The sequence below is a fragment of the Massilia sp. Mn16-1_5 genome (assembly GCF_004798585.1).
Lineage (GTDB): Bacteria > Pseudomonadota > Gammaproteobacteria > Burkholderiales > Burkholderiaceae_D > Telluria.
Genome location: NZ_PPXQ01000022.1, coordinates 23,176 through 41,984, shown reverse-complemented (window position 1 = coordinate 41,984; position 18,809 = coordinate 23,176). Strand labels below are relative to the sequence as shown.

Below are 18,809 nucleotides of genomic sequence, written 5' to 3'. Positions count from 1 at the left end.
GCGGCATGCCTCGGTACGACCGCGTGGGCATGAATGCCCACCCTACCCGTGCAAAGACGTGTTGGGCAGAGAAGCAATGAAGGTACTCCCCTCCCCCGGCGTCGAACTGATCTTCAGGCGCCCGCCATGGCGCAGCAGCACGTGCTTGACGATAGCGAGACCAAGCCCCGTCCCCTGCGTCTCGCGCGAGCGGCTCTTGTCCACGCGATAAAACCGCTCGGTCAGGCGCGAGATGTGCTGGGCGTCGATGCCGATGCCGCAATCCTTCACCGCGAACTGCAAATCATCCACCCCACGGCGCCACGACAGCGCAATGGTCCCGCCCTGCGGCGAATAGCGCACCGCGTTCGAGGCCAGGTTGGCAAAGGCGCTGCGCAACTCTTCCATGCTGCCCATCAGGTCCGGACCGTCGATCTCGACCGTGATCTCGTGGCGCCCGCCGGAGAGCGCGCGCGCCTCCGAAGCCACCGATTCGATCAGGGCCGCGATGTCGACCCGCTCGCGGCGTAGCGGGAACTCGTCGGACTCCAGGCGCGACAGGGTCAGCATGTCCTCGATCAGGCGCTGCATACGCTGGCCCTGCTCCGTCATCAATTTGAGATGCGCCTCGCGCGTGGCCGTGTCCATGCAGGGGTCGGACATGGCGATCTCGAGGAAGCCGACGATCACGGTCAGCGGCGTGCGCAGCTCGTGCGAGGCATTCGCGATGAAGTCGCGCCGCATCGCTTCGATGCGCTCGGTGTCGGTGGCGTCGTGGGTCACCAGGATCTGGCGCCGGTTTTCGAAAGGGATGATCCGGCATTCGATCTTGCGGCCGCGCAGCGACAAGGTCAGCGGCTGCTCGTAGCGCCCGAGGATGATGTAGTCGATGAAGTCCGGATGGCGCACCAGGTTGGTCACGCGCAGGCCCTTGTCGCGCTCGATGGTCAAGCCCAGGTGGCGCTCGGCGGCCGGATTGCACCATTCGAGGAAGAGGACGTCGTCCATAATCGCCACGCCTTCCGGCAGCAGGTGCATGGCCTGGCGAAAGCGCGCCAGCCATTCGGCCAGTTCCTGCTGGTTGCGCTCGTCCTCGCGGCGCAGCCGGTACAGGCGCGCGAACACCTCGGTCCAGGCGCCCCAGCCGTCGGGCAGGCGATGCGAGGCCGGCTCGTCCAGCCACTCGCCCAGGCGGTGCAGATAGGTCAGCTGGACAAACAGGGCGACGACGGCACCAAGCAGCACCAGCGACAGGCCGGCGATCGGCCCGGCCATCCACCAGACCACGCCGCCGGCAACGAACACGGTGGCCAGGCGCAGCAGCGCCGGCACCCAGAACAGCAGTTTGGGATTCATCGGACCTTGAGCTGGTTATTTTTCGGAGAGCATGTAGCCGACGCTGCGCACCGTGCGGATCAGGCCTTCGGCGCCCTTCAAGGCTTTCCTCAGGCGCAGCACGTGGACGTCGACCGTGCGCTCCTCGATGACGGCGTGGTCGCCCCAGACCTTGTCCAGCAGCTGGGCGCGCGAGAACACGCGCTCGCGGTGAGCCAGCAGGAACTTCAGCAGCTTGTATTCGGCGTTGCCGATGTCGGCATTCTGGCCGTCGATGGTGACGGTGCAGCTGGCCGGGTCGAGCACCACGCTCCCGGCGCGCAGCGGCGCTTCGGCCAGGTGCGGGCTTTTCCGGCGCAGCAGCGCGCGCGACCTGGCCAGCAGCTCGCGCGGCGAGAATGGCTTGGTGACGTAGTCGTCGGCGCCCGTGTTCAGGCCCGCCAGCTTGTCCTCTTCCATGCTCTTCGCCGTCAGCATGATCACCGGGATGTCCTGGAAGTCGCGGTCGGCGCGCAGGCGCGACAGCAGGCGCAGGCCGCTCTGGTCGGGCAGCATCCAGTCGAGCAGCATCAGGTCGGGCTTGCCGTGGCGGATGCTGTCCCAGGCCGCGCTCGTGGTGCCGACCGAGGAGATGCTCCAGCCGGCTTCGCGCAGCGAATAGCTCACCAGTTCGACGATCGCCGGCTCGTCTTCCACCAGCAGTACGCTCGTGTTCTGCATGCCTCAGCCTTCCTGGGTTACCGGTTTGCCGGGGTTGCTATGGCGGATGTCGCGGCCTTCGACCACATAGATCACGTATTCGGCGATGTTTTTCGCGTGGTCGCCGATTCGCTCGATGGCTTTCGCCACCCACAGCGTGTCCAGCGCCGAGGAGATCGTGCGCGGGTCTTCCATCATGAAGGTGATCAGGTTGCGCAGGATCGTGCGGAATTCGTGGTCGATGATTTCGTCGCCGGCGATGATGGCCAGCGCCTGCTTGCCGTCCAGGCGCGCAAACGCGTCGAGGGCATCGTGCAGCAGGTCCGAGGTGTTCTTGCCGATGGCGCGGATCATGTCGTAGTGCGCGAAGCTGGTGGCGCCGCGCTCGTGCAGGCCCTTGGCCGTACGCGCGATCTTGCTGGCCTCGTCGCCGATGCGCTCCAGATCGGTGATGACCTTGATCGTGGCCATCACGGTGCGCAGGTCGTTGGCGGCCGGCTGGCGCTTGACGATCAGGTGGCTGCAGGCGTCGTCGAGCGAGACCTCGAGCTGGTTCACGGCGTGGTCGTCCGACATCACCTTGTCGGCGGCGGCGATGTCGCCGACGCGGAAGCAGTTCAGGGCCTGCTCGAACTGGGTTTCCACCATGCCGCCCATCAGGAGAACCTTGGAGCGGATCGCCTCCAGTTCCTGGTCGTACTGTTTAGAAGAGTGCTCGCCAATCATAAACTGCTCCCTAGTGTTCTTTTTTATCGGTCAGCCGAAGCGGCCCGTAATGTAGTCTTGCGTTTCCTTGCGATGCGGGTTCATGAACAGCTGGTCGGTCTCGCCGAATTCCACCAGTTCACCCAGGTACATGTACGCAGTGTAATCGGAGCAGCGTGCCGCCTGCTGCATGTTGTGGGTCACGATGGTGATCGTGTAGTCCTGCTTCAGCTCGCTGATCAGTTCTTCGATCTTGGCCGTCGAGATCGGATCAAGCGCCGACGTCGGCTCGTCGAGCAGCAGCACGTCCGGCTTGACCGCCACACCGCGCGCGATGCACAAGCGCTGCTGCTGGCCGCCCGAGAGCGACAGGCCGCTCTTGTTCAGCTTATCCTTGGCCTCCTCCCACAGCGCCGCCTTCTTCAGCGCCCATTCGACGCGCTCGTCCATCTCGCCCTTCGACAGGTTTTCGTAGAGGCGCACGCCGAAGGCGATATTGTCGTAGATCGACATCGGGAACGGGGTCGGTTTCTGGAACACCATGCCGATTTTCGCACGCAGCATGTTCACGTCCACGCCGGGCTCGAGGATGTTGCGGCCGCGGTACTGGATCGAGCCCTCGGCGCGCTGGCCGGGATACAGGTCGTACATGCGGTTCAGGGTGCGCAGCAGGGTCGACTTGCCGCAGCCCGAGGGGCCGATGAAGGCCGTCACCTGCTTTTCGTGGATGTCGAGCGAGACGTTCTTCAGGCTCTGCGTCTTGCCGTAGAAGAAATTCAGACCGGAGATCTCGATGGTTTTCGTTTTCGACGTCGCTGCCGGGGTTGCCATAGCTTGGGTCATGGGTATCAGGATAAATTAACGCGGCGTCTTCTGGGTGAAGACGGTACGCGACAGGATGTTCAGGAACAGGACGGTAAAGGTCACCAGCAGCGCGCCGCCCCAGGCCAGCGAGCGCCAGTCGTCGTAGGGGCTCATCGCGAACTTGTAGATCACCGACGGCAGGTTGGCCAGCGGCGCGTTCATGTCGGTGCTGAAGAACTGGTTGTCGAGCGCGGTGAACAGCAGCGGCGCGGTCTCGCCCGAGATGCGGGCCAGGGCCAGCAGGATGCCGGTGATGATGCCGGCCTTGACGGCGCGCAGGCGCACCAGCATCGCCACCTTCCAGCGCGGCGCGCCGAGGGCGAAGGCCGCTTCGAGCAGGCTGTTCGGCACCAGGCGCAGCATGTTGTCGGTGGTGCGCACCACCACCGGCACCGCGATCAGGGTCAGCGCGATGGTGCCGGCATAGCCCGAGAAGTGCTGGACCTTCGCCACATACAAGGCATACACGAACAGGCCGATCACGATCGAGGGCGCCGAGAGCATGATGTCGGTAACAAAACGGGTGATCTGGCCGAAGCGGTTGCGGTCGCCGTATTCGGCGAGATAGATGCCGGCCAGGATGCCGACCGGCGTGCTGACCAGGGTCGACAGGCCGACCATCATCAGGCTGCCGACGATGGCGTTGCGCAGGCCACCGCCCTCGCCGCCCGGCGCCGGCGTGTCGCCCGTGAACAGCGAGCCGGACAGGGCCCCGAGGCCGTTGGCCAGCAGGGTCCACAGGATCCAGGCCAGAAAGGCCAGGCCGATGCCCATCGCGACCACCGACAGGAAGATGCCGATACGGTGGCCGAGCAGGCGCTTGCGGTAGACAGGATTGGTGGACATCATTTCGTGCCTTCCTTGCGCGACATATTCGCCAACATCAGTTTCGCGGCTGACAGCACCACGAAGGTAATACCAAACAGGATCAGTGCCAGCGCGAACAGCGAGGACACGTGCAGGGGCGAGGCCGCCTCCGCGAATTCGTTGGCCAGGGTCGAGGAAATCGAGTTACCCGGCATGAAGAGCGAGGCCGAGAGCTCGTGGGCGTTGCCGATGACGAAGGTGACCGCCATCGTTTCGCCCAGCGCGCGGCCCAGGCCCAGCATCACGCCGCCGACCACGCCGTTGCGGGTGTAAGGCAGCACCACCTTGCGCACGACTTCCCACTTGGTGCAGCCCAGGCCATACGCCGACTCTTTCAACACGGCCGGCACGGTCTCGAAGACGTCGCGCATCACCGAAGAGATGAAGGGAATGATCATCACGGCCAGGATCAGGCCGGCGGTCAGGATGCCGATGCCCATGGTCGGGCCCTGGAACAGCTGGCCGATCACCGGCAGCTGGCCGATGGTCTCTTTCAGGAAGGGCTGCACGTGGTCGGCGAACAGGGGCGCGAACACGAACAGGCCCCACATGCCGTAGATAATCGAGGGCACGCCGGCCAGCAGTTCGACCGCGGTGCCCATCGGGCGGCGCAGCGGGGTCGGGCAGATCTCGGTGAGGAACAGGGCGATGCCGAAGCTGATCGGGAAAGCGACCAGCAGCGCGATCAGCGAGGTGGCGAGCGTGCCCCAGATCGCGATCAGGGCGCCGAACTTGTCTTCGACCGGGTCCCATTCGACGGTGTTGATGAAGCCGGCGCCGAACTCCTTGAAGGCCGGCGCCGCGCCGATCGCCAGCGAGACGATGATGCCGACCAGGGCCAGCAGCACGCTGGCGGCGAACAGCAAGGTAATTTTATGAAAGAAAAAATCCTGGATGCGCTGCTTGCGCATGGTCTTGCGCAGTGCGGCCTGCTGGAGGTCGACGGCGGCCTCGTCCCGGGCCGGCTTGTCGATGGCGACGGATGGTTGTGCGCTCATGTGGTGTTCTTATGGAGTGTGCTGCGAAGGACGCCGCCGCGGTTCAAGCGGCGTCCGTTCCGGTTCATGCGCTTACCAGACCGCCTTGCCGGCCGCGTCCTTGACGTTGGCGCGCCAGGCGTCCTGCACCAGCTTGGTGACGGCGTCGGGCATCGGCACGTAATCCAGTTCGGCCGCCGCGGCGTCGCCGTTCTTGTAGGCCCAGTCGAAGAACTTCAGCACTTCCTTGCCCTTGGCCGCATCGGCTTGCGCCTTGTGCACGATGATGTACGAGGCGCCGGTAATCGGCCAGCTGGCCTTGCCCGGCTGGTCGGTCAGCACCACGGCGAAGCCCGGTGCCTTGGCCCAGTCGGCGCTGGCGGCCGCCGCCTTGAAGGCCTCGTCGCTTGGTTGCAGCCAGGCGCCGTCGCGGTTCTGGAGCTGGGTATGGGACATTTTGTTCTTCTTGGCGTAGGCCCACTCGACGTAGCCGATGCCGCCCTTGATGCGCTGCACGTTGGCGGCCACGCCTTCGTTACCCTTGCCGCCCACGCCGGTCGGCCACTTGACGGCGGTACCGGCGCCAACTTTCAGCTTCCAATCCGGGCTCGCCTTGGACAAGTAGTCGGTGAACAGGAAGGAAGTGCCCGAGCTGTCGGCGCGGCGCACGACGGTAATGTCGTCGGCCGGCAACTTCACGCCAGGATTCAGCGCGGCGATCGGCTGGGCGTTCCACTTGGTGATCTTGCCGAGGAAGATATCGGCCAGCACGGCACCGCTCAGCCTGACCTGGCCCGGGGCGACGCCCGGCAGGTTCACGATCGGCACCACGCCGCCCATCACGGCCGGGAACTGGAACAGGCCGGCGGCGGCGAGTTCATTGGCGGGCAACGGCATGTCCGAGGCGCCGAAGTCGACGGTTTTCGCCTTGATCTGCTTGATGCCGGCACCCGAGCCGACCGACTGGTAGTTCAGGCCATTGCCGCTGGCGGCCTTGTACATTTCCGCCCATTTGGCGTAGATCGGATAGGGGAAGGTGGCGCCAGCGCCCGTCAGGTTGACGGCTTGGGCAGAGGCTGCGAAGGTGGTGGCGGCAAGTGCAATCGAAATGAGCCAGGGCTTCATGCGCATGTCAGGTTCCTTTGTGTTGGGGCGCGGGCTGCGCCCCGGTATTGCTGCGCAGTCTAGCGGCCGAATATGACAAGTTGATGACATCGAAAGATTTGCATGTCATGAAACCGATGACACGGCCCGGGACCTGTCATATTCGTGTGACAGCCCGGTTTCAGGTCGATGACACGGGCTACGTATGTACAGTGGCGCCATAGTGCCGCGATGCAGCAAGCCGCGGCACACGATTGGTCCTGTCTATACGGGATGGCCTTGCCAGTGCCGGGCGAACCCGGCCGCAAATATAGGGCCCGGCCGCTCTTGTAAATACACTGGGGGCTGCTATGCTCAAAGTGTAGTTATTGCATGGAGGGGATGCTGAAGAGCGTTTTGCAACTATGTTGAACCTGTTTGTGTTTGCCATTTTATCGGGCATGGTCGGCCTGATCGCCTACGAGATCTTCCAGGAGATTGGCGGCAGTTCCGGCGCCCTGCATGATCACTATCACGAATAGTGCCCAACCCGCTTCGCGGGACCAGTAAAAAAGCGGCGAGGCCTCAGGGCGCTCGCCGCTTTCGTTTGTATGACTGGATGCTCTACTTCAAATAGCGCGAGATTGCCGTCAGCGCACCCAGTTCCAGGTTCAGGAACTGGCAGCCGACCTTGAATTCGCCATTGCTGAGGATGCAATACTGGGTACGGGCCTTCGACTGGACGGGCACGAGCTTGCCCTCGACCAGCAGATCGAAGCGCAGCTGCACGTTCTGCCCGGCCTGGAGCGGCTGCGGCACGGTAATGCTGACCCCGTTCGCGCTGAGGTCGGTGGTACGTCCAAGGACCGGCGCGGCGCCTTCGACGGCGAGCATGGCCCGGGTTTTGAGGATCTTGCGCTGGGACTGCCTTTGTTCTGTGTGCACGGTTCGCTGATGACGATGAGTTCGAGGCGCAATTATATGCAAGATGGGTCAAGCCCGTCAGTCTCAGCTTTGTTAATGAACACGTCCTGATCAATGGCGGTGGTGCCGGCGTGCCCATGCAGCACGGCGAGCAACAGAACCGCTCCCACATGAGTACGGGTCAATATCCGTGGCTAACTGCCGAGTATGATCGTGCTGGGCTTAAGCTGGCGTAGGTCGAGTCATTGCATCGAAACCGTCCTCTAGGTTTAACAGCCTGTCGTCTCAGGTGAGCAGTATCGGTTTAACCAGCACCAACAAATTATTGAGGAGTCTGCCCGATGATATTAAACATCACCCGTGGCCACATCTGGGTCAAGCTCGGTGAAAGGACCGCATCGATTCCTGGCGAAATGCTTTTCCCTAAAGACGGCAAAATGGGCTTTGTAGTCTATAGGGATCAAATTGATTACTGGGAGCCAAAAGAGGCGAAAGAGTCGATTTCCAGCAGTGACATTACTGCCATAATCGACGACATCCAAGCTAATTTCCGTCAGAACGGCCACGAGCTGCAGATAGAGCCAGATTGACAGGCATGAGAACGTTTGCCTCAACTTATAGCGGAGACATGATGGCGCCCCATCGCATCCTTGCGCCAATATGTCTCGGTCAGCGTGCTTGACACCCAAAGCCTCGCTGCTACGGCGTACTTGGGGATGTCATCAAGCACTCCGCGAAGCAAACCCCACACTGGTACGGGCCTATGCCCGATGTCCTTAATCTAGCTCGCGCAGCTTGGTAAACGCCTGGTCGATGCGCTCGACCGCGATGATGTTCATCCCCTCGATCTTCTGCTTGGGCGCATTCCCCTTCGGGATCAGCGCGATCGAAAAGCCGAGCTTGGCCGCTTCCTTGAGGCGCTCCTGCCCGCGCGGGGCCGGACGGATCTCGCCGGCCAGGCCGACTTCGCCGAACACGACCAGGCCGCGCGGCAGCGCCTTGTTGCGCATCGAGGAGTTGATCGCCAGGAGTACGGCCAGGTCGGCCGCCGGTTCCGCGATCTTCACCCCGCCTACGGCGTTGATGAACACGTCCTGGTCGAAGGCGGCGATGCCGGCGTGACGGTGCAGCACGGCCAGCAGCATCGCCAGGCGGTTCTGTTCCAGGCCGACCGACAGCCGGCGCGCGTTCGGCAGGTGGCTGGCGTCGACCAGCGCCTGGATCTCGACCAGCAGCGGCCGCGTGCCTTCCTGGGTCACCATCACGCAGGAGCCGGGCACCTGGTTGTCGTGCTGCGACAGGAACAGGGCCGACGGATTCGACACGCCTTTCAGCCCCTTCTCCGTCATCGCGAACACGCCCAGCTCGTTCACGGCGCCGAAACGGTTTTTGATCGCGCGCACCAGGCGGAAGCTCGACTGGGTATCGCCTTCGAAGTACAGCACGGTGTCGACGATGTGTTCCAGCACGCGGGGACCGGCCAGCGCGCCCTCTTTCGTCACGTGGCCGACCAGGATGATGGTGACGCCGGTCTGCTTGGCCACGCGCGTCAGCTGGGCCGCGCATTCGCGCACCTGCGAGACCGAACCCGGCGCCGCGGTGAGCGCATCCGAATACAGCGTCTGGATCGAGTCGATCACGGCCACTTCGGGCTTCAGGTCGGCCAGCGTGCCGAGGATTTTTTCCAGCTGGATCTCGGCCTGCAGTTTCAGGTCCTTGGCTTCAACCTGCAAACGGCGCGCGCGCAGCGCGATCTGGGCGCCGGATTCCTCGCCACTGACATATAAAGTGCTGCGCGTCGCGGCGAGATTCGAGAGCGCCTGCAGCAACAGGGTCGACTTGCCGATGCCGGGGTCGCCGCCGATCAGCACGACGCCGCCCGCGACCAGGCCGCCGCCCAGCACGCGGTCGAATTCCTCGATCCCGGTGCCGAAGCGCGGCACGTCGACGGCTTCGATGTCGGCCAGCGACAGCACAGGCGCCGTCTGCGCCAGCGCCTTGTGATTGACCGTCTGCGACATGCGGTTCACGCCGGCGGATTCGACGGTCGTCTCGACCATCGTGTTCCAGGCCTTGCAGTCGGCGCACTGGCCGGTCCAGCGGCTCGCGACGCTGCCGCACTCGCTGCAGACGAACTGGGTCTTTGCCTTAGCCATGGGTTCCCAACCTTCCTTCCCTGACGCGTACGCGCGGCGCGAGTGCGCACATCAATTCGTACCCGATGGTACCCGACATGGAGGCGACTTCGTCGATCGGCAAGCCGTCTCCCCACAAGGTGACCTGGCTGCCGACGCGTGCGTTGCGAATCGGCGTCAGGTCGACCGTCATCATGTCCATCGAGACGCGCCCCACGACGCTGGTGCGCACGCCGTCGACGATCACCGGCGTGCCGTGCGGCGCATGGCGCGGATAGCCGTCGGCATAGCCGCAGGCGACCACGCCGACCTGCATCGGACCCGGCGCCTCGAAGCGGCTGCCATAACCAACCGTGTCGCCCGCCACCAGGTTCTGGATCGCGATGATTTCGGAAGTGAGCGTCATGGTCGGGCGCAGGCCGAAGTCCTGGGCCGTGCGTCCGCCCGGCGTGCCGCCGTAGAGCATGATGCCGGGACGGACCCAGTCGTTCTGCAGCTCGGCCTGCAGCACCGCCTGGTGCAGCACGCCGCCGGAATTCGACAGGCTGCGCTCGCCCTCCAGGCCCTGCGCGCCGCCGACGAAACGCTCGACCTGCTCGGCCACGGACAGGCGCGGATGTTCGAGTTCGTCGGCGTTCGCGAAGTGGGTCATCAGGGTGATGTTGCGTATGCCGGGAATCGCGCGCAGGCGTTTATAGGCCGCCGCGTACTCGTCGGGCTTGAAGCCGAGCCGGTTCATCCCGGTATTCATCTTGAGGTGGACGTCGATCGGGCGGTAGAGCTGGGTGTATTCGAGCAGCTTGATCTGCTCGACGCAGTGCACGGTGCTGTTGATATTGTGCTCGGCCAGCAGCGGCACGTCGGAAGCGTCGAAGATCCCTTCCAGCAGCAGGATCGGCTTGATCCAGCCCAGTTCGCGCAGGCGCAGCGCGTTTTCCGTCTCGATCAGGGCCAGGCCGTCGGCCTGCGCGAAGCCTTTCATGCCGCGTTCCAGGCCATGTCCGTAGGCGTTGGCCTTGACCACGGCCCAGACCTTGGCCTCGGGTGCGCAGGCGCGCGCGCGGGCGAGGTTATGCTGCATCGAATCGAGATGGATGGTGGCGCAGAGGGGGCGTGGCATGGCGGAATTCGGTCGAAAAGACGTTTAGGCGAAAGGTTCTATTTTACTGGATGAGGGTAGTTCCTGCCCGTCCGTTTCTTTGGCTTGCCGTTCTTTCATGGTATAAAGCAACCCACACTTGTTTTCAGACTCACTCGAATGAATCGTGGTTTTTATACCATCATGGCGGCGCAGTTTTTCTCGTCGCTGGCAGACAATGCGCTGCTGTTTGTAGCCATTGACGTGCTGGTGTCGATGAACGCTCCGGCATCGCTGACGCCGCTGCTCAAGCTTTCATTCGTGCTGTTCTACGTTTTGCTCGCCGCTTTCGTGGGCGCCTTCGCCGATTCGCTGCCCAAGGGCCGCGTGATGTTCATCGCGAACCTGATCAAGGTCTTCGGCTGCGGCCTGATGTTCCTGACCGTGCACCCGCTGCTGGCCTATGCCGTCGTCGGCTTCGGCGCGGCCGTGTATTCGCCGGCCAAGTACGGCATCCTCACCGAGCTGCTGCCGCCGGAAAAACTCGTCGCCGCCAACGGCTGGATCGAGGGCCTGACCGTCATGTCGATCATCTTCGGCACCGTGATGGGCGGCGCCCTGGTCAGCGCCAAGGGTTCGGAACTGCTGCTGGGCCTGGGCGTGCCTGGCATCGACACCACCAGCGAGGCGGCGATGGCCGTGGTGGTCGCCATCTACATCCTGGCCGCCCTGTTCAACCTGCGTATTCCCGATACCGGCGCCCGCTACGAGCACCAGGAACGCAATCCGATGAAGCTGATCGCCGACTTCGCGAACTGCTCGGCCACGCTCTGGAAGGACAAGCTGGGCCAGATCTCGCTGGCCGTGACGACCCTGTTCTGGGGCGCGGGCGCGACCCTGCAGCTGATCGTGCTGAAGTGGGCCGAGCGCTCGCTGGGCATGCCGCTCGATAAGGCGACGAGCCTGATCGGCGTGGTCGCGATCGGCGTGGCGGTCGGCGCGGCGCTGGCGGCCAAGGTGATCCCGCTGCGCAAATCCCTGACCGTGATCCCGATGGGGATCTTCATGGGCCTGGTCGTGACCGTCATGGTGTTCGTCCACGACGTGATCATCGCCTACCCGCTGCTGGCCCTGATCGGCTTCCTGTCGGGTTTCTTCGTGGTGCCGATGAACGCGCTGCTGCAGCACCGCGGCCACGTGCTGATGTCGGCCGGCCACTCGATCGCGGTGCAGAACTTCAACGAGAACCTGTCGATCCTGACCATGCTGGCGCTGTACGCGATCATGATCACGCTCAACCTCGACCTGGACGTGATCATCGTGCTGTTCGGCCTGTCGATCGCAGGGATCACTTACCTCATCATGCGCCGCCATCATCGCAACCAGGCGCAGCATGATTCGCTGGCGCTGATCGGGGAACACAAGCACTGATGGGCAGGTAAATTATATTTGCAAAAATATAATATTTACCAAACAATATTTCGCATATTATCCTTGGCACTGCGGGCTTCCGCCCGTTCGCGCCAGTCGTTCGGGACGATGAATCCGCGTTCGACTTCTTCCACCAAGCCCGGCGTCTTGCGCACCACCGCCACCAGCACTGGCGAGGCATTGGTCTCGAACTGGGCCTCCAGTTCCGCATGCAGCTGGGCGCGATTCAGGAGCCAGGTCGCCTGGGCGGCGCGGAACGGCGCCAGCCACTGCAGCTTGGGCAGGATCAGGAAGGCGTCGGCGCCCAGCGTGTCGAGTTCTCCCAGCGCGCACCAGAAGCCGCGGCAGTGGCCGGCCGTGATGCCGCTCATCGCCGGCCAGCTCCCCGCCGGATAAAACAGCCAGCCTTTGACCAGCGCCCGCGCCGTGGCCACGGGACGCGGCAGCAAGGGCTGCGCGGCCGGATGGGCGCCCAGTTCCAGCTGGCGGCCGAAGATCTTCCTCATCTTGGCGCCCAGGCTGTCGGCCAGGTTGGGGCCGACCAGGGCGTCGAACTGCTGGCCTTCCTCCCCTTGCAGCAGGTAGAACTTGGTGGCGAATTCGATGTGTTCGACGGCGTCCGGGCCTGCATCGAGCAGGAAGTCGAACTCGCCGACGGTGTCGTTGCGATTGGCCCGGATCTGCAGGCCATGTGCGACCAGGCGGCCCTGTTCCTGGAAATAAAAGGCCATCAGCTTTTCGGCGTAGAGGCCGAGGCGCGTGTAGACGCGCGGACCTAGCGCGGCATCGAGGCGGGAAGGATCGTAGTCGAGGTCGCGCAGCCAGCGCTCGATTTCCGGCGTGACGGGACCGGTCGACGCAATCCGTCCTTGCCAGTGCGGCGCGTCGGCATCGAGCAGGTCGGGCGAATCGAGCAGCCAGGCCAGCGCGCGCACCCGGGCGCGCCGCAGGTGGCCCCAGCGGCGGTGGAAAGCGGCCTGGTAGCTATCGGACGCGTCCCGCATCTGAAGCTCGCGTGGCGGCGGCACGTGCGCGGCACAGGTCCGTCCAGGCCAGCGCCTTGTCGCCGCCGCGGCGCAGCAGCTCGCCCGGATGCAGGGTCGCCACCAGCGGCAGGTCCCTGAAGGCGTGGATTGCGCCGCGCGAGCCGGCGAGCGGCTCCTGCAGCGGCTTGCCGAGCAGGCCATTGGCCGCGATCTGGCCCAGGGTCAGCACGAGGCCGGCGCCGCTGAGATGCAGCTCGCGTTCCAGGAAAGGACGGCAGGCCGCCGCTTCCTCGCTGGTGGGCGCACGGTCGCCGCCGTTGGCGGACAGCGGCCGGCATTTCACCAGGCTGGTGACGTACACGTCCTCTTTGCGCGTCAGGCCGACCGCGCCCAGCATGTTGTCGAGCAGCTTGCCGGCTTCGCCCGCGAGCGGCGCGCCGACCGCTTCGTCGGCGGCGCTGGTGGCGCCGGCGGCGACGAACCAGCGCGCCTTGGCGGGTCCCGCTCCGTAGACCGGCTTGCGTCCGGCGCAGTCGCCACAGCGCGTGCAGCGCGCAATCGCAGCGCGCAGCTCGTCCCAGTCCATGGCGGCGATCGCCTCCAGGCTGTCGCCCTGCTCTTCCTCGCTTGGTGCCGGTGGCGGCGTCGGCGCCCAGGCGCTGGGCGCCGGGGCCGCGGTCATCGGGACCTCGCCCCAGGCCGGATCGCGCGGTGGCGGCGGCACGAAGGCGGGTGCAGGTTTCGATACAGGTTCGGGTGCCGGCGCGGCCGGCGCCTCCGCCTCGGCTTGCACTTCCTCCGGCTGCGCCTCCTCAGGCGGCGCATGGCGCGCACGCCAGATCGGCGCGATGCCCATCTCGGCCAGGAAAACCTCGTCGCGTTCGCTCAAGCTCATAGTGCGTGCCTCATCACGATGGCGTCCTCGCGTTTGCCCTCATGGGCCGGATAATAGCCCTTGCGCCGGCCGATCTCCTCGAAGCCGTAGCGCTTGTAGACGGCCAGCGCGCGTTCGTTCGAGGGGCGTACTTCCAGCAGCACGGATTCGGCGCCCATTTCCCTGGCCCGCGCGCACAGCGTGTCGAGCAGGTAGCGTCCGAGGCCGGTGCCCTGGCGCTTGCCGGCCACGGCGACATCCAGCAGGTGCGCTTCGTCGAGCGCATACATCAGCAGGAAATAGCCGGCCAGTTCTCCGTCTTTCGCGCGCAGCAGCCAGGCATCGTAGCCCGCCTGGATCGAGTCGCTGAAGTTGGCGCGGCTCCAGGGATGCGGGAAGACGCTGCATTCCATGGCATGGACTTCGTCGACCTCGTCCATCGTCATCGGGACCAGCGTCAGGCCGGCGCCTGCCCTTGCGCTTGCGCTGGAATCCTTCATTGCGCCGTCCCTTCGGCCTTGGCCGCATTGATCGCCTGGCGCTCGGCGCTGGTGTAGGCGACCTTGTTGCGCAGGTAGAGCGGCTGGGCCTGGGCGGCCGGCACCGCCTGTCCGCGCGCGAATGCCGCGGCGCCGATGCGCGCCAGGTCGCGCGCGTGCGGCACGATGGCGGCGTCCGCCTGCGCCGCGAAGTCCTTGCCTGCAAACGCGTCCGGATAGGCGGCGAAGCCGTTGCCGCAGGCGGCCAGGCCTGCAAGCATCTGCGGCGCCACCGCGTCGGGCGCCGACAATGTCGGTTCGATGACCGTCTGCCAGGTGCCGTCGAAACGGTATTGCGCCCAATAGACTTCGTTCATGCGCGCGTCCAGCACGGCCAGCACCTCGGTCGCACCGCTCGCGGCGCGGCAGGCCTCGGCCATCGCTTCCAGGGTGACCAGCGGCAGCACCGGCAGCCCGGCGCCGAAGGCCAGGCCCTGGGCCACGCCGCAGGCCGTGCGCACGCCGGTGAAGGAGCCGGGACCGGCGCCGAAGGCGATCGCGTCGACGTCGCCCAGCGTAAGCTCAGCTTCAAGCAGCAGTTCCTGCACCATCGGCAGCACGGATTGCGAATGGGTGCGCACGCCGCCGGACTGGCGCGACAGTACAAGGTCGCCGGAGAGCAGCGCGCAAGAGGCGAGTTCGGAAGAAGTTTCGATGGCAAGGATGATAGGCATGCGCTATTTTAACCCGCCGTGCCTGGCCCCGGCCATGGTCCGCATGGCCCCGGATACCGCCATATGGCCGAATCCGGGTAGAATCCGCCCATGCATTCCCTGACCCTGGACACCACCAACCGCGCCCAGCTCGCCGCCGCCATCGAGGACGGCCGCTGGGTCGTGGCCTGCCTGTGCGCCGCCTGGTGCGGCACCTGCGGCAGCTACCGCGCCGCCTTCGAGGAACTGGCCGCGCGCCACCCGGACAAGACCTTCGCCTGGATCGACATCGAAGACCAGGCCGACGTGGTCGGCGACCTCGACGTCGAGAACTTCCCGACCTTGCTGCTGCAGCAGGGCGACACGGTCGCCTTCTTCGGCACCACCCTGCCTGACGCCGCCCTGGCCGAACGCCTGGTACAGGCCCAGGCCGAACTGGCGCCTGAAGAACTGGCGCGCCTGGCCGCGTCGAGCCAGGAGAGACGCGACTGGCAGCGCGACTGCAATCTGCTTAGCCTGCTCGAGCAGGCCGGCTAAGCCTTACTGCGCCTTGTACGACGGGAAGAACACCTGCTGGCCCTCGACCTTGAAGGCGCCGATCAGCTTCTGGCCCTCGCTTGATGTGATCCACTCTACCAGCTGCATCGCGCCCTTGTAGTTCACGCCCTTCGACTTCTCCGGATTGACGGCGATGATGCCGTAGGGATTGAACATCTTCGGATCGCCCTCGACGGCGATCTGCAGGCCGGTCCTGGCGCGGTAGGTGACGTAGGTGGCGCGGTCGGTCAGGGTGTAGGCGCGCAGTTCGGCGGCCATGTTCAAGACCTCGCCCATGCCCAGGCCCGCCGACACGTAGGCGCTGCCTTGCGGCTGGGTGCCGGCCTGCTTCCAGTAGGCCTTCTCCATCACGTCGGTGCCGGAATTGTCGCCGCGCGAAATGAACTTGCTGCCGCTGGCGGCGATCTTCTTCATCGCGCCCAGCACGTCGCGGCTGCCCTTGATCCCGGCCGGGTCGCTTTCCGGCCCGACGATGATGAAGTCGTTGTACATCACGTCGCGCCGGTTCACGCCATGGCCTTCGGCGACGAACTTGTCTTCAAGCGTGCGCGCATGCACCAGGGTGACGTCGACGTCGCCGTTCTTCGCCAGTTCCAGCGCCTTGCCGGTGCCGACCGAGATCACGTTGACCCTGGCATTGGCCCTGGCTTCGAATTTCGGCAGCAGGTATTGCAGCAGGCCGGAGTTCTCGGTGCTGGTCGTGGTCGACAGGCGGATGACCTGCTGGGCCGGCGCGGGCGCGCTTGCAGCCAGCAGCACGCCCAGCACGGCAAGGTATCTCGTCAACTTCAGCATCCTGTTCCCCATTGCGTTGTTATCGATGTGCTATGGTAAGCCGCCCTGAAAAACTTTCAATATGAACAGCTTTGCATAGGTTTATCCCTCGATATGTTGCACGTTAAGCTCGCCTACACCTTCACGCGATCCGCCGGCATGCGGGTGCAGCTGGACAATCCCCTGTTCGACATCCTGTCGGCCATCCATGCCTCCGGCTCGGTCGGCCAGGCGGCGACGCGCCTGCAGCTGTCCTACCGCCACGTGTGGGGCGAGCTCAAACGATGGGAAGCGGCCCTGGAGGCGGAGCTGATCGTCTGGGAACGGGGCAAGCGCGCGCGCCTCACGCCCTTCGGCGAAAAGCTGCTGTTCGCCGAGCAGCGCGCCAAGATGCGGGTTTTTCCCCAGGTTGAGAACCTGGTGGCCGAGATGGAGCGTGAGTTCGCGCTGGCGTTCGACCCCGAGGTGCACGTCATCCCGATGTTTGCCAGCCATGACCTGGCGCTGTCGCGCTTGAAGGAGTTCATGGCGCGCGACGCCGGACTGCACCTCGACCTGCAGTTTCGCGGCAGCCTGGAATGCCTCGCGGCGCTCTCGCGCGGCGAATGCCAGCTCGCGGGCTTTCACGTCAGCGAAGAGCGCGCGCCGGGCAGCATGACCCAGAAGGCCTTCAAGGCGCTGCTCAAGCCGGGCCGCCACAAGCTGATCGCTTTCGTCGGCAGGCAGCAGGGCCTGATGCTCGCTCCCGGCAATCCGAAGCGCGTGACCGGCGTGCAGGATTTGAAGCGCGCCGAGCTGCGCTTCGTGAACCGCGAGAAGGGCTCCGGCACCCGCCTCGAGATCGAACAGCTGCTGGCGAATGCGGGCATCGCCCCGGCCAGCGTCAACGGCTTCGAGCGCGCCGAGCCGACGCATCTTGCGGTCGCGGCCGCAGTCGCCTCGAACGGGGCCGACGTCGGCTTCGGCATCCAGGCCGCCGCCAGCGCCTTCGGCCTCGATTTCCTGCCCCTGATGCGCGAGCAGTACTACTTCGTCTGCCTGAAGGAAGCGCTCGAGCAGCCGGCGATCCGCAAGCTGCGCGAACTCCTGAAGCGCAGCGAATGGCAGGGATTGACAGCCGACCTGCCAGGCTACGACATCGACGGCGCCGGCAACGTCCTCGCCCTCAGCCGCGCCCTGCCGTGGTACGCCTTCCGCAAGCCGAAATGACGGAACGCGCGGCCGGACCGGGCGCGCCGCTGCGCTTCGACCGTGTCGAGTGCCTGGCCGCGTTTGCCGACCTGGGCACCTTCATCCCCTTCGTGCTCGCCTACGTCAGCGTGTTCGACATGGACCCGGCCGGCATCCTGCTCGCCTTCGGCGCCGCCCTGGTCGGCTGCGGCCTGGTGTACCGCACGCCCTTCCCGGTGCAGCCGATGAAGGCGGTCGGCGCGCTCGCCGTGGCCCAGGCGGGAACGGTCACGGGTGCGACCATCGTCGCGGCCAGCCTGGCCAGCGGCGTATTCTGGCTGCTGCTCGGGCTCAGCGGCGCGGCCGGCCGCCTGGCCCGGCTCGTCCCGGGCGCCGTCGTGCAAGGCATCGTGATCGGCCTGGGCGTCTCCTTCATGCTGCAGGGTGCGCGCATGATGGACACGGACTGGCCGGCGGCCCTCGTCGCCCTGCTGGTCGCCGTCGCCCTGCGGCGCAGCCGGCTGTTCCCGGCCATGCTGCTCCTGCTGCTGGGCGGCTTCGCCTACGGCATGGTGCGCAATCCTTCGCTGTGGGAAGTGGCGCAATTCGGCTTCGCGCCGCGCCTGCCCGCGCTGGCCGTCGGAACCCTGGAATGGAAGGACTTCGTGAACGGTGCCCTGTTGCTGGCGCTGCCGCAGTTGCCGCTCACGCTGGGCAATGCCGTGATCGCGGTCACCGGCGAGAACAACCGCCTGTTCCCGCAGCAGCCCACCAGCGTGCGCAAGGTCGCCCTCACGACCGGCGCCATCAACCTGGCGGGCAGCCTGGTCGGCGCGGTCCCGATGTGCCATGGCGCCGGCGGCATGGCGGCCTGCACGGCCTTCGGGGCGCGCACGGGCGGCGCGCCGGTCGTATTCGGAGGGATGCTGCTGGTCCTGGCCCTGTGCTTCAGCGAGTCGATCGCCTTCCTGCTGCAGGCGCTGCCGGCGGCCGTGCTGGGCGCCATCCTGTTCCTGGCCGGCGCGCGCATGGCGGCGGCGAATGCGCCGATGACACAGGATCGACGCGACTGGCGCGTACTGCTGCCGATCGCGCTGACGGCCGGCCTGGCGCTGTGGAACGTAGGCCTGGCCTTCCTGGCCGGGATGACCGTGCACTGGGCCGTGCGCCGGCCGTAA

Annotated in this window: 20 protein-coding genes; 5 read left to right on the top strand and 15 right to left on the bottom strand. The window is 65.5% G+C overall.

The features are described from left to right. Positions 1-42 precede the first annotated feature (42 nt). The 8 genes from phoR to C2862_RS21825 all read right to left on the bottom strand — a co-directional run bounded on the left by phoR (position 43) and on the right by C2862_RS21825 (position 7,454). The gene (phoR, locus tag C2862_RS21860; RefSeq protein ID WP_136222602.1) at positions 43-1,335 is read right to left on the bottom strand and encodes a phosphate regulon sensor histidine kinase PhoR; all 1,293 of its coding nucleotides are present in this window, start codon (positions 1,333-1,335) and stop codon (positions 43-45) included. Between the two features lie 15 nt (positions 1,336-1,350). Further along, complete coding sequence (locus C2862_RS21855; RefSeq protein ID WP_136222600.1) at positions 1,351-2,034, bottom strand: response regulator; 684 nt, start codon at positions 2,032-2,034, stop codon at positions 1,351-1,353. A gap of 3 nt (positions 2,035-2,037) precedes the next feature. Next, on the bottom strand, positions 2,038-2,739 hold the full coding sequence (phoU, locus tag C2862_RS21850; RefSeq protein WP_136222598.1) for a phosphate signaling complex protein PhoU: 702 nt from the start codon (positions 2,737-2,739) through the stop codon (positions 2,038-2,040). 30 nt (positions 2,740-2,769) lie between these two features. Then, positions 2,770-3,549 carry a phosphate ABC transporter ATP-binding protein PstB gene (pstB, locus tag C2862_RS21845; RefSeq protein ID WP_373888272.1) on the bottom strand — a complete coding sequence of 260 codons (780 nt, stop codon included), beginning with the start codon at positions 3,547-3,549 and terminating at the stop codon, positions 2,770-2,772. Between the two features lie 27 nt (positions 3,550-3,576). After that, positions 3,577-4,428, bottom strand: a complete 852-nt coding sequence (pstA, locus tag C2862_RS21840) for a phosphate ABC transporter permease PstA (RefSeq protein ID WP_136222594.1) — start codon at positions 4,426-4,428, stop codon at positions 3,577-3,579. Continuing rightward, entirely contained in the window at positions 4,428-5,360 is a 933-nt protein-coding gene (pstC, locus tag C2862_RS21835; protein WP_229467551.1) for a phosphate ABC transporter permease subunit PstC, read from the bottom strand. The genes pstA and pstC overlap by 1 nt, the downstream gene beginning before the upstream one ends. A gap of 159 nt (positions 5,361-5,519) precedes the next feature. Then, complete coding sequence (gene pstS, locus C2862_RS21830) at positions 5,520-6,557, bottom strand: phosphate ABC transporter substrate-binding protein PstS (protein WP_136222590.1); 1,038 nt, start codon at positions 6,555-6,557, stop codon at positions 5,520-5,522. A gap of 576 nt (positions 6,558-7,133) precedes the next feature. Continuing rightward, on the bottom strand, positions 7,134-7,454 hold the full coding sequence (locus tag C2862_RS21825) for a PilZ domain-containing protein (RefSeq protein WP_136222588.1): 321 nt from the start codon (positions 7,452-7,454) through the stop codon (positions 7,134-7,136). A 320-nt stretch (positions 7,455-7,774) separates the two neighbouring features. Between C2862_RS21825 and C2862_RS21820 the strand changes: the two genes are divergently transcribed. Continuing rightward, on the top strand, positions 7,775-8,023 hold the full coding sequence (locus C2862_RS21820) for an Imm74 family immunity protein (RefSeq protein ID WP_136222586.1): 249 nt from the start codon (positions 7,775-7,777) through the stop codon (positions 8,021-8,023). A 186-nt stretch (positions 8,024-8,209) separates the two neighbouring features. Here C2862_RS21820 and radA read toward each other — a convergent pair whose 3' ends face one another. Both radA and alr read right to left on the bottom strand, forming a co-directional pair. Next, positions 8,210-9,589 (bottom strand): DNA repair protein RadA, encoded by a 1,380-nt coding sequence (gene radA, locus C2862_RS21815; RefSeq protein WP_136222584.1) that lies wholly within the window; start codon positions 9,587-9,589, stop codon positions 8,210-8,212. Continuing rightward, positions 9,582-10,688 (bottom strand): alanine racemase, encoded by a 1,107-nt coding sequence (gene alr / locus C2862_RS21810; protein WP_136222582.1) that lies wholly within the window; start codon positions 10,686-10,688, stop codon positions 9,582-9,584. The genes radA and alr overlap by 8 nt, the downstream gene beginning before the upstream one ends. A 138-nt stretch (positions 10,689-10,826) precedes the next feature. Between alr and lplT the strand changes: the two genes are divergently transcribed. Then, on the top strand, positions 10,827-12,077 hold the full coding sequence (gene lplT, locus C2862_RS21805; RefSeq protein WP_136222580.1) for a lysophospholipid transporter LplT: 1,251 nt from the start codon (positions 10,827-10,829) through the stop codon (positions 12,075-12,077). A gap of 35 nt (positions 12,078-12,112) precedes the next feature. On the opposite strand, the gene C2862_RS21800 is transcribed toward lplT, so the two are convergent. From C2862_RS21800 to tsaB, 4 genes are read right to left on the bottom strand one after another with little or no spacing between them, the layout of a single operon-like run. Next, positions 12,113-13,081 (bottom strand): DUF1853 family protein, encoded by a 969-nt coding sequence (locus C2862_RS21800; protein ID WP_136222578.1) that lies wholly within the window; start codon positions 13,079-13,081, stop codon positions 12,113-12,115. After that, complete coding sequence (locus C2862_RS21795; protein WP_136222576.1) at positions 13,062-13,958, bottom strand: uracil-DNA glycosylase family protein; 897 nt, start codon at positions 13,956-13,958, stop codon at positions 13,062-13,064. The genes C2862_RS21800 and C2862_RS21795 overlap by 20 nt, the downstream gene beginning before the upstream one ends. Then, the gene (rimI, locus tag C2862_RS21790; RefSeq protein WP_136222574.1) at positions 13,955-14,437 is read right to left on the bottom strand and encodes a ribosomal protein S18-alanine N-acetyltransferase; all 483 of its coding nucleotides are present in this window, start codon (positions 14,435-14,437) and stop codon (positions 13,955-13,957) included. Before rimI ends, C2862_RS21795 begins: the two co-directional genes overlap by 4 nt. Then, positions 14,434-15,150 carry a tRNA (adenosine(37)-N6)-threonylcarbamoyltransferase complex dimerization subunit type 1 TsaB gene (tsaB, locus tag C2862_RS21785; protein ID WP_136222572.1) on the bottom strand — a complete coding sequence of 239 codons (717 nt, stop codon included), beginning with the start codon at positions 15,148-15,150 and terminating at the stop codon, positions 14,434-14,436. Before tsaB ends, rimI begins: the two co-directional genes overlap by 4 nt. A 90-nt stretch (positions 15,151-15,240) precedes the next feature. Between tsaB and C2862_RS21780 the strand changes: the two genes are divergently transcribed. Further along, positions 15,241-15,666, top strand: a complete 426-nt coding sequence (locus C2862_RS21780; protein WP_136222570.1) for a thioredoxin family protein — start codon at positions 15,241-15,243, stop codon at positions 15,664-15,666. Between the two features lie 3 nt (positions 15,667-15,669). Here C2862_RS21780 and C2862_RS21775 read toward each other — a convergent pair whose 3' ends face one another. Continuing rightward, positions 15,670-16,482: a substrate-binding domain-containing protein gene (locus C2862_RS21775; RefSeq protein WP_136222568.1), complete on the bottom strand. Its 813-nt coding sequence runs from the start codon at positions 16,480-16,482 to the stop codon at positions 15,670-15,672. Between the two features lie 93 nt (positions 16,483-16,575). Between C2862_RS21775 and C2862_RS21770 the strand changes: the two genes are divergently transcribed. Further along, the gene (locus tag C2862_RS21770; protein WP_136222566.1) at positions 16,576-17,670 is read left to right on the top strand and encodes a substrate-binding domain-containing protein; all 1,095 of its coding nucleotides are present in this window, start codon (positions 16,576-16,578) and stop codon (positions 17,668-17,670) included. Then, positions 17,667-18,809, top strand: coding sequence for a putative sulfate/molybdate transporter (locus C2862_RS21765; protein WP_136222564.1), 1,143 nt, complete (start codon positions 17,667-17,669; stop codon positions 18,807-18,809). The genes C2862_RS21770 and C2862_RS21765 overlap by 4 nt, the downstream gene beginning before the upstream one ends.

Bases quoted from the DNA above. Each gene is read 5' to 3' on its own strand.
- phoR (WP_136222602.1), bottom strand. From the start codon at position 1,335: ATGAATCCCAAACTGCTGTTCTGGGTGCCGGCGCTGCTGCGCCTGGCC.
- C2862_RS21855 (WP_136222600.1), bottom strand. From the start codon at position 2,034: ATGCAGAACACGAGCGTACTGCTGGTGGAAGACGAGCCGGCGATCGTC.
- phoU (WP_136222598.1), bottom strand. From the start codon at position 2,739: ATGATTGGCGAGCACTCTTCTAAACAGTACGACCAGGAACTGGAGGCG.
- pstB (WP_373888272.1), bottom strand. From the start codon at position 3,549: ATGGCAACCCCGGCAGCGACGTCGAAAACGAAAACCATCGAGATCTCC.
- pstA (WP_136222594.1), bottom strand. From the start codon at position 4,428: ATGTCCACCAATCCTGTCTACCGCAAGCGCCTGCTCGGCCACCGTATC.
- pstC (WP_229467551.1), bottom strand. From the start codon at position 5,360: ATGCGCAAGCAGCGCATCCAGGATTTTTTCTTTCATAAAATTACCTTG.
- pstS (WP_136222590.1), bottom strand. From the start codon at position 6,557: ATGCGCATGAAGCCCTGGCTCATTTCGATTGCACTTGCCGCCACCACC.
- C2862_RS21820 (WP_136222586.1), top strand. From the start codon at position 7,775: ATGATATTAAACATCACCCGTGGCCACATCTGGGTCAAGCTCGGTGAA.
- radA (WP_136222584.1), bottom strand. From the start codon at position 9,589: ATGGCTAAGGCAAAGACCCAGTTCGTCTGCAGCGAGTGCGGCAGCGTC.
- alr (WP_136222582.1), bottom strand. From the start codon at position 10,688: ATGCCACGCCCCCTCTGCGCCACCATCCATCTCGATTCGATGCAGCAT.
- lplT (WP_136222580.1), top strand. From the start codon at position 10,827: ATGAATCGTGGTTTTTATACCATCATGGCGGCGCAGTTTTTCTCGTCG.
- C2862_RS21800 (WP_136222578.1), bottom strand. From the start codon at position 13,081: ATGCGGGACGCGTCCGATAGCTACCAGGCCGCTTTCCACCGCCGCTGG.
- C2862_RS21795 (WP_136222576.1), bottom strand. From the start codon at position 13,958: ATGAGCTTGAGCGAACGCGACGAGGTTTTCCTGGCCGAGATGGGCATC.
- rimI (WP_136222574.1), bottom strand. From the start codon at position 14,437: ATGAAGGATTCCAGCGCAAGCGCAAGGGCAGGCGCCGGCCTGACGCTG.
- tsaB (WP_136222572.1), bottom strand. From the start codon at position 15,150: ATGCCTATCATCCTTGCCATCGAAACTTCTTCCGAACTCGCCTCTTGC.
- C2862_RS21780 (WP_136222570.1), top strand. From the start codon at position 15,241: ATGCATTCCCTGACCCTGGACACCACCAACCGCGCCCAGCTCGCCGCC.
- C2862_RS21775 (WP_136222568.1), bottom strand. From the start codon at position 16,482: ATGCTGAAGTTGACGAGATACCTTGCCGTGCTGGGCGTGCTGCTGGCT.
- C2862_RS21770 (WP_136222566.1), top strand. From the start codon at position 16,576: ATGTTGCACGTTAAGCTCGCCTACACCTTCACGCGATCCGCCGGCATG.
- C2862_RS21765 (WP_136222564.1), top strand. From the start codon at position 17,667: ATGACGGAACGCGCGGCCGGACCGGGCGCGCCGCTGCGCTTCGACCGT.